Below are 13,845 nucleotides of genomic sequence, written 5' to 3' on the forward strand. Positions count from 1 at the left end.
TTGGGTGTTCATCGCACCCACCGCCGCGCCGAAGCGGCGGCGGATGTTGTGCAGTAGTAAACTTGGCCGTTCCCCGGCAGTCGAGTCGTCCAAACCCTGGCCGGCACGCCGCGCTGCGTGGCGATCCTTCGTCCCGACGACAGGATTCCACTGAGGAAGACATGCCACAGTCCGGCACATCCCGCCGTCGCGAGGCGTCGACGCTCCCCGGTGCGGGTTGGACTCGTTCCAGGGGCGTACTATGGGTGGTCGGAATGCCCGTCCATGGCCTCCGCCGGCCTCCTCTCACCTGAGCGCGTGCGAATTCGAACGTGAAACATCGTCCTGACATCGCCATCATCGGTCGGGCTTGCCGGCTTCCGGGGGCTCCGAGCATCGACGGCCTCTGGCACATGCTCTCGGAAGGGCGCTGCGCCGTGACGCAGATCCCCGGCGACCGCTGGTCGCTGGAGCGGCTCGGCCACCCGCGGGCGCAGGAGCGGGGCAAGTCCTACACCTGGGCGGCGGGCGTCCTCGACGACATCTGGTCGTTCGATCCCTCGGTCTTCGGCATCTCGCCCCGCGAGGCCGAGCAGATGGATCCGCAGCAGCGCCTGCTGCTCGAACTGACCTGGGAGGCCCTGGAGGATGCCGGCCTGCGGCCGTCGGCGGTGGCCGGCAGCCCGATCGGCGTCTTCGTCGGCGCCTCGTCGCTCGATTACGGCAACCTGCGGGTGCTCGACCCGTCCTCGGGCGACGCCTACGCGGCGACGGGCAACACGCTCTCGATCCTGTCGAACCGCATCTCGTACATCTTCGACCTCAAGGGTCCGAGCTTCACGGTCGACACCGCCTGCTCGTCGTCGCTGGTCGCCCTCGACAACGCGGTCGCGGCGCTCGCCTCGGGCCGGATCGACACCGCGGTCGTCGCCGGCGTCAACCTGCTGGCGAGCCCGTTCAACTTCATCTCGTTCTCCAACGCCTCGATGCTGTCGCGCACCGGCCGGTGCCGCGCCTTCTCGGCGGAGGCCGACGGCTACGTGCGCTCCGAGGGCGGCGTGGTGCTGGTGCTCCAGACCGCCGAGGCAGCCGCGCGGGCGAGCGCGTCGGTGCGCGGCGTCATCGCGGCCTCGAAGGTCAATTCGGACGGGCGCACCACCGGGATCTCGCTGCCGTCCGGCTACGCGCAGGGCGCGCTGCTGGAGGAGATCTACCGCGAGGCCGGCGTCGCCCTCGATTCGGTCGCCTTCGTCGAGGCGCACGGCACCGGCACCCCGGTCGGCGACCCGATCGAGGCCGGCGCCATCGGCGCCAAGATCGGCCGCGGGCGCAGCGCGCCGCTGCCGATCGGCTCGATCAAGACCAATATCGGCCATACCGAGCCGGTCTCGGGCCTCGCCGGCCTGCTCAAGGCCAGCCTCGCCCTCGAGCACGACCTGCTGCCGCCGTCCCTGCACGCCGACACGCTCAGCCCGAACATCCGCTTCGACGAGCTGAACCTGTCGGTCAACCGCGCCCTGACGCCCCTGCCGCGGGGCAAGGCGCCGCGCTTCGCCGGCGTCAACTCGTTCGGCTTCGGCGGCACCAACGCCCACGTCATCCTCACCGACCCGGCGCCGGCCGCTGTCACGGCCGCCCCGGCGCCCGCCGCGGCGCCGGAGGTGCTGCTGGTCTCGGCCCAGACCCGGGCGGCGCTGAACGAGCTCGCCCAGGACTACGCCGCGCGCCTCGACGGCGCCGATGCCGGCGACGTCGCCCGCGTCGCCGCCGCCGCCGCCCATCGCCGCGAGCGGATGCCGGCCCGCGTGGCGATCCCGCTCGGCGACGGCGCCGCCGTCGCCGCCACCCTGCGGGCGGTCGCCGAGGGCGAGGACGCGCCCGGCGCGTCGGTCGCCACCGCGGTCGAGCGCAACGCCGGCGTCGCCTTCGTGTATTCCGGCAACGGCAGCCAGTGGGCCGGCATGGGCCGCGACGCCCACGCCACCAGTCCGGTCTTCCGCGAGCGCTTCGCCGCCGTCGACGCCCTGTTCCGGCCGCTCGCCGGCTGGTCGCTGACCGAGGCCCTGTTCGCCGACGACCTCGACGCACGGCTCGCCCTCACCAGCGTGTCGCAGCCGCTGATCTTCGCGATCCAGAGCGCCTCGACCGCGGCCCTGCGCGCCGCCGGCCTGAAGCCCGACGTGATCCTCGGCCACTCGGTCGGGGAGATCGGCGCGGCGGAGGCCGCCGGCATCCTGAGCCTGGAGCAGGCGGTCCGCGTCATCTTCAACCGCTCGAAGCACCAGGAGGCGACCCGGGGGCTCGGCACCATGGCGGTGCTGCTGGCGCCCGTGGAGGAGGTCTCGGCCTTCCTCGCCGACTTCCCCGACCTCGACATCGCCGCCTACAACAGCCCGAAGGCGGTGACGGTCGCCGGCCCGCGCGACGCGATCGAGGCCGCGATGGCGGCCCTGTCGCGCAAGCGCCGCCGCGGCCGCAAGCTCGACCTCGACTACGCCTTCCACGGCCGGCTGATGAACCCGATCGAGGCGCCGCTGCTGCGCGACCTCGCCGGGCTCAAGCCCGCCGCCGGCACGGTGGCGCTGGCCTCGACGGTCACCGGCGACGTGCTGTCGGGCGAGCATTTCGGCGCCGAGTACTGGTGGCGCAACATCCGCGAGCCGGTGCGCTTCAGCGAAGCCGTCCAGGCGGCCGCCAGGCGCGGCGCCCGGGTCTTCGTCGAGGTCGGCCCGCGGCCGACCCTGCTGCCGCATATCGGCGACTGCCTGGAGCCGCTCGGGACCGACGGCGCCACCGTCGGCGTGCTGCTCAAGAAGCCGACCGACCGCGACCCGTTCCGGCAGGCCCTCGCGGCGGCGATGGCCAGCGGCGCGGCGGTGGACGAGGCGGTCGCCTTCGGCGCCGACCCGGCCGGTCCGGTGGCGCTGCCGCACTACGCCTGGCAACGCAAGGCGTACCGCCTCGCCGAGACCACCGAGGTGCTCGGCGTCGCCAGCAGCCGCAGCCACCACCCGCTGATCGGCGGCCGGCTGATGCCCGACGGGCTCGAATGGCACGCCCATCTCGACGTCGCCACGGTGCCGGAACTCGACGACCACCGCATTGACGGACAGGCGATCCTGCCCGGCGCCGCCTTCGTCGAGATGGCGCTCGCCGTCGCCCGCGAGCACCTGCGCAGCGAGACCGTGACGCTGGCGGATCTCGAGATCCAGCAGCCGATGCTGTTCAACGAGGAATCTCTGCGCGAGGTGATGGCCCGGGTCTCGCCCGGCGCCAACCTCGTCCAGATCCTCTCGCGGCCGCGCCTGAGCCAGGCGCCGTGGCAGATCCACGCCGTCGCCAAGCTGGTCGAGGGCGACGCCCCGGTGCCGCCGGCCGACGCGGCCGTGCTGCCCGAAGACACCGCGATCGACGGCGACGACCTGTATCGCCGCGCCGCCGCGACCGGTCTCGGCTTCGGCCCGAGCTTCCGGCAGGTCGCCCGCAGCGCCCGGATCGACGACCTGACCATCGTGTCGGACCTCGTCCCGGCCGAGGCGAACCCGCGCTTCGGCCTCGTGCCGGCGCGCCTCGACGCCTGCTTCCACGGCCTGATCCTGCTGTTCTCCGACCTCCTCGGCGAGGGCGCGAGCCGGGCCTACGTGCCGATCCGCTTCGGCGAGATCCGTCTCGTCAGGCCCGGCGCGGTCATCGCCCGGGCGGTGATCCGCACCCGGCGCTGCAACGAGCGCAGCATCCTGGCCGACTTCACCCTCATGGACGCCGAGGGCGCCGTCGTCGCGACCCTGCGCGACGCCCGCTTCCAGGCGATGCGCGCCAAGGCCGCCGGCGAACTCGCCTCCTACGCCATCGCGCAGGGGACCGAACTCGCCACCGAGCCGACGGCGATCCCGCTGGAGCCGCAGGCGAGCGTCGCGACCCTGGTCCGCCGCGGCGCCGGCGCGGTCACCGCCAACGACAACGCCGCCCTCAGCCCCGGGCACATGCTGCTCGAAGGCTGGGCGACCTCCCTCGCCGATCGCGTCGCCCGCGGGCTGGCCGAGGGCGACACCGTCGCGCTCGACGACCCGAAGCTGCCGGCGGCCCTGCGGCCGTGGTTCCATAACCTGCTTCTCGCCCTCGAGGGCAGCGGGCTGGCCGAGCCGGTCGAGGGCGGGGTGTGGCGCCTGCGCGCCGACGTGACCCTGCCGCCGACCGACGAGATCATGCGCTGGATCGCGGCGGACCATCCCGAGCTGTCGGCCGAGCTGCTGCTCGCCGCCGATCTCGGGGCAATCGTCGACCGCCTGCTCGCCGGGCGGCTGTCGGAAGCCCCTGCCCTGCCGCAGGCGGCGCTCGACGCCTTCCACCTGCGCGGCGCCACCACCCGCGCCTCGGCCGCGACCGTGATGCGGCTGATCGAGGGCGCCGCCGCGGCCCTGCCGAAGGACCGCGCCCTGCGCCTGCTCCAGGTCGGGTTCGGCCCGCTCTCGGCCCAGGTCGCCACCTTCGCCCAGACCCACGAGGCGCGGCTCACAGTGTTCGAGGCCGACCGGCGCCTCGCCGAGCGCGCCCGCCTCGCCCTGCCGTCCTCCGTGACGGTGGTCGAGGATCCGGCGGATCTCGCTCCGGGCAGCATCGACGCGGTGCTCGCCAGCGACACCCTGCACCGGGGCGACCGCGAGCTGATCGGGCGGCTCTCGGCGGCGCTCGCCGGCAGCGGCCTGTTCGCCGCCGTCGAGCCCGCCGCCTCGCTGTTCCGCGACCTCGTGTTCGGGCTGCACGCCGAGTGGTTCGAGACCGCCGCCGACCTGCCGGTCGGGCGCCTCGACGACGTCGCCGGCTGGCAGCGCACGCTGAGCAATGCCGGCCTGGTCAAGGTCGCGGTCGACCGCGCCGCGACACAGACCGGCGGCGACCTGCTGCTGCTGGCCGAGGCGCCGCCGCGGCCGCGGATCGCCACCGGCCAGACCTTCGCCTTCGTCATCGGCTCGGCCGACGAAACCGCCGCCGAGACCGCGTCGTCGCTGGCGACGCTGCTGGTGGCGAGCGGCGTCCACGTCTCGATCATCCTCGATTCCGAGGCGTCGCTGCGGGAGCTGGAGCGCGAGACCCCCGACACGGTGGTGTTCCTCGCCGGCGCCTTCACCCGCGGCGGCGAGCCGGCCGACCGGCTGCGCGAGCGCTGCCTCAGCCTCAAGCGCTGCGTCGAGCATCTCGGCACCCGGCCGACCCGGCTGTGGGTCGTCTGCCCCGGCGCGACCCGCGACCGCGGCGGCGTCGCCTGCGGGGTCGAGACCGGCGTGTGGGCCTTCACCCGCACGCTCGCCAACGAGGCGGCCAACCTCGACGTGCGCCGGATCGACCTCGCCCCGACGATGCCGACCAAGCGCTCGGCCGAGCGCCTGCGCGACCTCATCCTCTCCGGCACGCCGGAGACCGAGATCGTGCTCGACGAGGACCAGACCCGCGTCGTGCGCTTCGCCCCCGGCAGCGTCTCGCTGCGCGAGGCGGGCGGCAGGGCGGCGGAGGCGGCGCGCCTGGAGCGCAGCGTCACCGGCGGCCTCAACGAGATGCGCTGGGTCGCGGCCGAGCGCACGGCTCCGGGGCCCGGCCAGATCGAGATCGCGGTCGAGGCCACCGGCCTCAACTTCCGCGACGTGCTCTGGGCGCTGTCGATGCTGCCGGAGGAGATCCTGGAGGACGGCTTCGCCGGCCCCCGGCTCGGCCTCGAATGCGCCGGCCGCGTCGCGGCGGTCGGCCCGGGCGTGACCGCGTTCAAGCCCGGCGATGCCGTGGTGGCCTTCGCCCAGTCGGGCTTCGCCTCCCACATCGTCGTGCCCGAGATGGTCGTGGCCGCGGCCCCGGCCGGCGTCTCGGCGGAGGCCGCCGCGACGACGCCGGTCGCGTTCCTCACCGCCTATTACGGCCTCGTCACCCTCGCGCGCCTCAAGGCCGGCGAGTGGCTGCTGGTCCATGGCGGCGCCGGCGGCGTCGGCCTCGCGGCGCTCCAGATCGCCCGGATGCGCGGCGCCCGGGTCATCGCCACCGCCGGCTCGACCGAGAAGCGGGCGCTGGTCAAGGCGCTCGGCGCCGAGCACGTGCTCGACTCGCGCTCCCTCGCCTTCGTCGACGAGGTGCGGCGGATCACCGGCAGCGGCGTCGACGTAGTGCTCAACAGCCTGTTCGGCGAGGCGATGGAGCGCAGCCTCAACGCGCTCGGGCCGTTCGGCCGCTTCGTCGAGCTGGGCAAGCGCGACTACGTCGCCAACACCCATATCGGCCTGCGTCCGTTCCGGCGGAACCTGTCGTATTTCGGCGTCGACCTCGACCAGCTGCTGCAGTTCCAGCCCGACGAGGGCAAGCGGCTGTTCCGCGAGGTGATGGGGCTGTTCTCCGACCGCACCCTCAAGCCGCTGCCCTACCAGCCCTTCGCGGCCGAGGAGGTCTCCGACGCCTTCCGGCTGATGCAGCAATCCGGTCACGTGGGTAAGATCGTGATCGCCCCGCCGAAGTCCGGCACCGTGGCGGCGCCGCAGGGCAGGCCCTTCGTCGTCGCGCCCGACCGCAGCCACGTCATCACCGGCGGGCTCGGCGGCTTCGGCATCGAGGCGGCGCGCTGGCTCGCCGATCGCGGCGCGCGCCACCTCGTCCTCGTCGGCCGCCGCGCGCCGTCGAGCGAGGAGGCTTTGTCGACGATCGCCGACCTCAAGGCCCGCGGCGTCAGCGTCCGGGTCGAGGCCTGCGACATCGCAGAGCGCGCCTCGGTCGAGCGGCTGCTCGACCGCGTCGAGGCCGGCGGGCCGGCGATCGGCGGCATCATCCACGGCGCGATGGTGCTCCAGGACGGCCTGATCGCGAACATCGACGCGGCCGCCCTCGACACCGTCGTCACCCCGAAGGTGACCGGCGCGATCCACCTCGACCAGCTCACCCGGTCGCGGTCGCTCGACTACTTCGTGCTGTTCTCCTCGGCCACGACCTTCATCGGCAATCCGGGCCAGGGCTCCTACGTCGCCGCCAACGGCTTCATGGAGGGCCTCGCCCGCCAGCGCCGCCGCCTCGGGCTCCCGGCCCTTGCGGTGGCCTGGGGCGCGATCGGCGACGTCGGCGTGCTCGCCCGCAACAAGGCGGTGATGGAGACCCTCGCCGGCCGCGTCGGCGTCACGCCGGTCGAGGCGCGCAAGTCCCTCGACCTGATGGCCGAGGCGCTGTCGGCGCAGGGGACCGGCTCCGACGACGCCGTGGTGGCGATCGCCTCGATGCACTGGGGCAAGGCGCGCGAGCGCCTCGCCACCCTGCGCTCGCCGAGCTACGCCGCGATGGGGTCCGAGCAGCAGGCCGAGGCCGGCGGCGCCGCGACGATCAGCATCCCGGGCCTCCTGCGCACCCACGACATCGACGAGGTGCGCAAGGTGGTCCAGGACGCCATCGTCGAGGACATCGCCCGCATCCTGCGGCTGCCGAAGGACGACATCAGCCGGGTGCGCCAGCTCTCGGAGATCGGCCTCGACTCGCTGATGGGGGTCGAGCTCGGCGCCAGCCTGCAGGAGCGCTTCGGCCTCGAAGCGCCGCCCGCCGGCGTGTCGAGCGGCCAGACCGTGACGGAACTCGCCGAGACGCTGATCCAGTCGGTCGCGGCGCCGGTCGACGAGAGCGCCGCGGCGGTGCTCAGCCTCGCCCAGCGCCACGGCGGCGGATCCGTCGACGCCGCCGCCCTCGAGCCGTTCCAGGCCCTGGTCGAGCAGAAGAGCCAGGAGATCAAGGTGATCCTGAAATGAGCGCCTCCTCCGACGCCGCCGGCGGCCGCGCGGCGCTGGCCGGGTTCGTGACCGCCCGCCTCGGCAAGGCCCCGGCGCGGCCGGCCGCGCCGCGGCCCGCCCCGAAGGCCGCCGCCAACCCGGCCCAGGACTTCGAATCCCTGCCGGGCTACAAGGACCTGAAGCTGCAGCGCTCGGCGGCCGAGCTGATCGGCCTCGGCAACCCGTTCTTCCGGGTCCACGACGCCAAGGCCGGCGCCACGACGCGCATCGACGGGGCGTCGTTTACCAACTTCTCGTCCTACGACTATCTCGGCCTCAACGGCCATCCGGAGGTGAATGCGGCGGCGCAGGAAGCCCTCGTCGCCTATGGCACCTCGGCCTCGGCGAGCCGGGTCGTCGCCGGCGAGCGCCCGGGCCATCTCGCCCTCGAACGGGCGCTGGCGGCGCATTACGGCACCGAGGCCTGCGTCGTGATGGTGAGCGGCCACGCCACCAACGTCACGACGATCGGCGCGCTGCTGGAGCCGGGCGACGTGATCTACCACGACGCCCTGATCCACAACAGCGTGGTCACCGGCGCGCAGCTCTCCGGCGCCCAGCGCCGCAGCTTCCCGCACAACGACCTCGCCGCCCTCGAAATCCTGCTCCAGGCGACCCGCCACGAACACCGGCGCGCCCTGATCGTGATCGAGGGGCTCTACAGCATGGACGGCGACGCCCCGGATCTGGCCGGGTTCGTCGCCCTCAAGGAGCGGTACGGCACCTGGCTGATGGTCGACGACGCCCACGGCCTCGGGGTGCTCGGCGCGCGCGGCCACGGCCTGCACGAGCATTGCGGCGTCGATCCGAACCGGGTCGACATCTGGATGGGCACGCTGTCGAAGACCCTCTCGACCTGCGGCGGCTACGTCGCGGGCTCCGGCGCCCTGGTCGAGTACCTCAAGTGCACCGCCGGCGGCTTCGTCTACTCGGTCGGCCTGTCGCCGCCGCTGGCCGCCGCCGCGGTCGCGTCGCTGGCGCTGATGCGCCGGGAGCCGGAGCGGGTCGAGCGGCTGCGTCGCAACGGCGGGCTGTTCCTTGCCGCCGCCCGCGAGCGCGGCCTCGACACCGGCATGAGCCTCGGCCTCGCGGTGGTGCCGGTCATCGTTGGCGACTCGCTCAAGGCGGTGACGCTGTCCGACCGGCTGTTCAAGCGCGGCATCAACGTTCAGCCGATCATCCACCCGGCGGTGCCGGAGCGCAGCTCCCGCCTGCGGTTCTTCCTCACCTCCGAGCACACGCCGGAGCAGATCCGCGACACCGTGACGGCGCTGGCCGACGAGCTCGACGAGATCAACCGCGGCGGCTCGCTGATCGAGCGCCTGATGGCGCGCAAGGCCTGAACGAGAACTGGGCGGCGGCCCGCCGCCGGGAGCGGAGAACCCATGCGCCGTCGCCTCGTATCCCTGCGCCTCGTATCCCTGGCGTTGCTGGCCGCCCTCGCCGGCCCGGCCCTAGCCCAGGGCCCCGCCGGGCCGCCCCGGGTGCCGACCCAGTGGGAGGAGGTGAACCGCTCGATGAGCGAACTGCTCAACGACGGCCACCGCATCGTGGCGGCGGCGGGCCCGTCCTTCACCCTGGAGAAGAACGGCAAGTACGTCGCCTGCGAGGTGCGCTCGGCCGGCGCCGTCGGCGCCAAGCGCTCCACCACCTCGCAGTGCTACCGGTTGAATTGAACGGAAGCGGATCGCTGGCTTCGCGGTCAACAACGCCGGTCGGGTCGAGTGGAAGCTGGCCACGGGTGTTTGTTGCGACGCCCTAAGTTCTGGCGCCTCTCCCCTCTCCCGAGTGGGAGAGGGGTCGGGGGTGAGGGTGGCTCACGTCCAGAATAAGACGCCTAAAGTTGAGCTGCGCGGCTCAACAGTCTGCGCTTGATTCTGCGCCGTTTCCACCCTCACCCCTACCCCTCTCCCACTCGGGAGAGGGGATCCCGCGGCAGGAATGCGACTCCGTTGCTGATCTTACATTGCCGTCGATCGCCTGGATCCTGTGGCGGTTGGACCCGCTCAGGATAGTCATGGCCGCGACAGGCTCAGCGCCTCGCGCAGGTCGCGCCCGTCGACCAGCCTGCGGCCGCGGCGCTTGAGGTCGCGCAACTGCGCCCGGGTCGGGAACCCGCAATAGGGCAGCACCGGCACCGTCCGCCCTTCCGGCAGGCGGCCGTCCTCGCGCACCCGGCGCAGCACCCCGTCGAGGAGCGGCCGGCCGGCCTCGTGCAGCAGCACCGCGGCGCGCGACGCGGTGACGTCGGGCGCCAGCGTCACCGCCTGCTGCGCCAGGATCGCCCCGGCATCGACCGCCGCGGCGAGGCGGTGGATCGTGACGCCGAAGCGCGGCGTCGGCTCCAGCAGCGCGTGCAGGGTCGGTACCGGACCGCGGTGATGCGGCAGCAGCGAGGGATGCAGGTTCACGCCGCCGAGCGGCGCCGCGGCCAGCGCGTCGGCGTCGAAGATCTGGTCGAAGTGGAACGACACGATCAGGTCGGCCCCGTGCCGGCGCAGAACCTCGCCGACCGCGGCGCCGGAGACCGACGTGACGGTGACGCAGGGCAGGCCGAGCCGCCGGCACAGCACCGGCAGCGGCGTCGCCGCCGCGGTGTCGTCGCCCGGGTTCGAGGTCTTCGGCGCCGGCGCGAGCGCCGAGACGAGGTCGGGCAAGCCGAAATTGACTCCGAGATAGGGCAGGAAGCCGGTGCCGGAGCGCAGGACGTGGCGCCGGACCTGCCCGGTGAGCCCGCCGGTGCTCGGCCGGTGCGGGTCCGACAGGGCGACGACCGCGATCTCGTCGGCGTGCTCGGCGACGAACCGGCGCACGGCCCGGGCGTTGGCGAGGGCTTCGAGGGTGAACAGCGCGAGGCGCACGGGCGGGTCCTTCCGGGTCAGGACGGCTGCTGGGTCGCGCGCATCCGGAACGAGAAGCCGCGCATGCCGAGGCGGCGCAGGCGCTCGGGCAGGAGCGCGGCGCCCCGGGCCGCCGCCGCGAGGGCGGCCGGGAAGGCGATCGTGCCCTCGTCGCGGGCGAGCCCGCGGGCGATGCGGCGGGCGGCGGCCTCGGCGCTCATCTCCAGCGGCCGCCAGCCCTGGTAGTCGCCGCCCATCGCGGTGCGGACGTAGCCGGGGCAGACCACGTTGATCCGCACCCCGCGGGGCGCCAGCTTCTCGCGCAGGGCGAGGCCGTGGGCAAGGAGCGCCGCCTTGGTGCCGCTATAAGCCGGGGCGTCCGGCAGCGGCGCGATCGCCGCCAGCGACGAGATCAGGGCGATCTGGCCGCGCCCGCGCGCCTCCATCCGGGTCGCGCAGGGCAGCGCGAGGTTGAGCGCACCCATCAGGTTCACGTCGAGGACCGCGAAGGCGGTCGCCTCGGTCTCGACCCCGCCCTCGGGATGGCCGCCGTTGACGCCCGCATTGGCGATCGCGAGGTCGATGCCGCGGCGGCCGTCGATGTCGGCGACCCATTCGCGCATCGCCGCCCGGTCGCGGACGTCGAGGGGCGTCGCCTCGACCTCGGCGCCCTTCGCCCGGCAGGCGGCAGCCACCGTCTCCAGCCGGTCGGCGCCGCGGGCGTTGAGGACCAGGAGCCGGCCCGGGGCGGCGTAATGCTGGGCCAGGGCCGCGCCGATCCCGCTCGACGCGCCGGTGATGACGATGACGGTGGGCTCGGCCGGCATGAGGCTCCCGATGGTTGTCGTGGCCGTGTAGCACGACCGCCCGCCGTCCGGCGAACGCCCTCGGCGGAGCGCCCACGCTTGACGGAACCGGGGCGATATGGAACGGGCGCCTGCTCCGGTCGGCCGGGCGTTGGGGTTGAGCGAGAGGCGGATGGATCACGGCAAGCTGAAGCGGCTGTGGCCCCGGACCCTGTCCGAGGCGGAGCTTCCCGCCCGGCGGCGGTCGCGGCGTCTCGGCAGCGACCCGACCTCGCGGCGCGTGCGCCTCACCGACCGCTGGGACGAGGGCTTCCTGCGCCTCGCCGGGCCGCGGCTCGCCGAGTCGCCCCTGGCCAAGACCTTGTTGACGAAGTCTCCGCTGACGAAGTCCCTTCTGGCCCGGTCCGGGCTGGCCCGGCCCCGGGGGCGGCGCAACCTGAGCTACATTGTCGACGGGCTCGGCATCTACTACGACGCGACGGCGCCGAGCGAACTCGAGGTGATGATCGAGGAGGGCGGCTGGGAGAGCGAGGAGATCCTCGCCCGGGCCCGCCGCGGCATCGACCGCCTGCGCGGGCGCCGCCTCAGCCTCGACAACGATCCGCGCCGGCGCGACCTCGCCGACCTGCTCGCGCCGGCGAATGGCACAACCCGGGTCGTCATCGTCGACCAGCCGCGGGGCGATCCCTCGATCGGCTTCGGGCTCGCCGGTCCCGTCGGCTTTTCCGGGATGCTGGCGGCGGCGGCGGCGGAGCACCCCGAGGCCGAGCGCATCGTGGTGATGGACCCGGCCGCGCCGCCCGGGCGGCCCGGCCACATCGACGCCGCCGCCGCCGCGGCGGCCGGGGCGCGCCTCGTCGCCGATCCCGTCGCGGCGTGGTCGGTGATCGAGGCGAGCCACCGGCTCTACGTGCTCACCAGCCATGTCGGCTTCGAGGCGGCCCTCGCCGGACGGGCGGTGTCGTGCTTCGGCATGCCGTTCTACGCCGGCTGGGGCTTCACCGAGGACCGGCTCCACCTCGCCCGCCGCACCCGCCGCCGCGCGCCCGAGGAGGTGTTCGCCGCCGCCTACCTCGTCTGCTCGCGCTACTTCGAGCCCTATGGCGGCGAGCCGTGCCGGTTCGAGGAGGCGCTCGACATCCTCGACCTCGTGGTCGCCCGCGAGCGCGAGAACGCCGTGGCGACCCTCTGCCTCGGCTTCTCGGGCTGGAAGCGCCCGTGGATCGGCCGCACCCTGGCCGCCCCGGGCTTCGTGCCGGCCTTCGCCCGGGGCGGCGGCGTCGGGCCGGCCGACCTCGACGGGATCGGCCGGGCGGTCGCCTGGGCGAGCCGGACCTCCGACGAGGCGGTGGCGGCCTGCCGGGCGGCGGGCGTGCCGCTGCTGCGGATGGAGGACGGCTTCGTGCGCTCGGTCGGCCTCGGGGTCGCGTTGCGGCCGGGGGCCTCGCACGTCCTCGACTCCGCCGGCATCTATTACGATTCCACCGGACCGAGCGACCTGGAGCGCCTGCTGGAGGCGGGGGACTTCCCGCCCGCCCTGCTCGCCCGGGCGGCGCGGCTGCGCGCATCGATCGTGGCGGCGCGGGTCAGCAAGTACAATGTCGGGGCCGGCGCGGTGCCGCCGATGCCGCGGCCCGGCCCGGTGGTGCTGGTGCCGGGACAGGTCGAGAACGACGCCTCGATCCGCCTCGGCGGCGCCACCGTGGCCGGCAACGCCGCCCTGCTGCGGCGGGTGCGCGAGCGCCACCCGGACGCCGTGATCGTGTTCAAGCCGCATCCCGACGTCGAGGCCGGGCTGCGGCCCGGCTGGGTCGCGCCGGAGGAACTGGCGCGCTCCGCCGACCTCGTCCTGCGCGACGTCTCGGCCGCCGACGCGATCGAGGCCGCCGACCGGGTCGAGACCATGACCTCGCTCATCGGCTTCGAGGCGCTGCTGCGCGGCAAGCCGGTGACCACCCACGGCCTGCCGTTCTACGCCGGCTGGGGCCTGACCGAGAGCCCGCCCTGCCCGCGGCGCACGCGCCGGCTCACCCTCGACGAACTGGTGGCGGGGGCGCTGATCGCCTATCCGCGCTACGTCGATCCGCGCACCGGCCTGCCCTGCCCTCCCGAGGTTCTGGTGCGCCGCCTCGCCGAGGGCGATCCCGACCTGTCGCGTCGGGTCCACAGCGCCGAGGCGGTGATGAAGCAGGTCTGGTCGCTGGTCTGGCGCCGGGTGCTCGGGCGCGGCTGATCCGATGTCCGGACGATGGCTTCCGGACATCGGATCAGCCCGCGCGGTGGAGCCGGAGGCCCCACGCACGGAAGCGAAGGCGATGTCCGCGTCGCGACAGCGACGGCAACGCAGCCGCCGAGCGATCGATCGACAGTAGGATACGGAATCCGGAAGCAATCTTCCGGATTCCGTATCATCAGCCCGCGCGGCGCATCAGCGACGCC

At 73.9% G+C, this 13,845-nt stretch carries 6 protein-coding genes; 4 read left to right on the forward strand and 2 right to left on the reverse strand.

Annotated elements, in window-relative coordinates; genetic code table 11:
* Positions 1 to 311: 311 nt before the first annotated feature.
* The 3 genes from EOE48_RS10130 to EOE48_RS10140 are packed head-to-tail and all read left to right on the forward strand — an operon-like array spanning position 312 to position 9,436.
* The gene (locus EOE48_RS10130; RefSeq protein WP_127728676.1) at positions 312 to 7,739 is read left to right on the forward strand and encodes a type I polyketide synthase; all 7,428 of its coding nucleotides are present in this window, start codon (positions 312 to 314) and stop codon (positions 7,737 to 7,739) included.
* Complete coding sequence (locus EOE48_RS10135; RefSeq protein WP_127728677.1) at positions 7,736 to 9,103, forward strand: aminotransferase class I/II-fold pyridoxal phosphate-dependent enzyme; 1,368 nt, start codon at positions 7,736 to 7,738, stop codon at positions 9,101 to 9,103. The genes EOE48_RS10130 and EOE48_RS10135 overlap by 4 nt, the downstream gene beginning before the upstream one ends.
* A gap of 42 nt (positions 9,104 to 9,145) precedes the next feature.
* Positions 9,146 to 9,436 carry a hypothetical protein gene (locus tag EOE48_RS10140; protein ID WP_127728678.1) on the forward strand — a complete coding sequence of 97 codons (291 nt, stop codon included), beginning with the start codon at positions 9,146 to 9,148 and terminating at the stop codon, positions 9,434 to 9,436.
* A gap of 339 nt (positions 9,437 to 9,775) precedes the next feature.
* On the opposite strand, the gene EOE48_RS10145 is transcribed toward EOE48_RS10140, so the two are convergent.
* Together EOE48_RS10145 and EOE48_RS10150 are read right to left on the reverse strand one after the other, a co-directional pair.
* Positions 9,776 to 10,621: a formyltransferase family protein gene (locus EOE48_RS10145; protein WP_127728679.1), complete on the reverse strand. Its 846-nt coding sequence runs from the start codon at positions 10,619 to 10,621 to the stop codon at positions 9,776 to 9,778.
* Between the two features lie 17 nt (positions 10,622 to 10,638).
* The gene (locus EOE48_RS10150) at positions 10,639 to 11,427 is read right to left on the reverse strand and encodes an SDR family NAD(P)-dependent oxidoreductase (protein WP_127728680.1); all 789 of its coding nucleotides are present in this window, start codon (positions 11,425 to 11,427) and stop codon (positions 10,639 to 10,641) included.
* A gap of 151 nt (positions 11,428 to 11,578) precedes the next feature.
* Between EOE48_RS10150 and EOE48_RS10155 the strand changes: the two genes are divergently transcribed.
* Positions 11,579 to 13,639 carry a capsular polysaccharide biosynthesis protein gene (locus EOE48_RS10155; protein WP_127728681.1) on the forward strand — a complete coding sequence of 687 codons (2,061 nt, stop codon included), beginning with the start codon at positions 11,579 to 11,581 and terminating at the stop codon, positions 13,637 to 13,639.
* The last annotated feature ends 206 nt before the right edge of the window (positions 13,640 to 13,845 follow it).

The sequence above is a fragment of the Methylobacterium oryzihabitans genome, from assembly GCF_004004555.2.
Lineage (GTDB): Bacteria > Pseudomonadota > Alphaproteobacteria > Rhizobiales > Beijerinckiaceae > Methylobacterium > Methylobacterium oryzihabitans.

Excerpts from the sequence above, each read along its gene's own strand:
- EOE48_RS10135 (WP_127728677.1), top strand. The coding sequence starts at position 7,736 with ATGAGCGCCTCCTCCGACGCCGCCGGCGGCCGCGCGGCGCTGGCCGGG.
- EOE48_RS10140 (WP_127728678.1), top strand. The coding sequence starts at position 9,146 with ATGCGCCGTCGCCTCGTATCCCTGCGCCTCGTATCCCTGGCGTTGCTG.
- EOE48_RS10150 (WP_127728680.1), bottom strand. The coding sequence starts at position 11,427 with ATGCCGGCCGAGCCCACCGTCATCGTCATCACCGGCGCGTCGAGCGGG.
- EOE48_RS10155 (WP_127728681.1), top strand. The coding sequence starts at position 11,579 with ATGGATCACGGCAAGCTGAAGCGGCTGTGGCCCCGGACCCTGTCCGAG.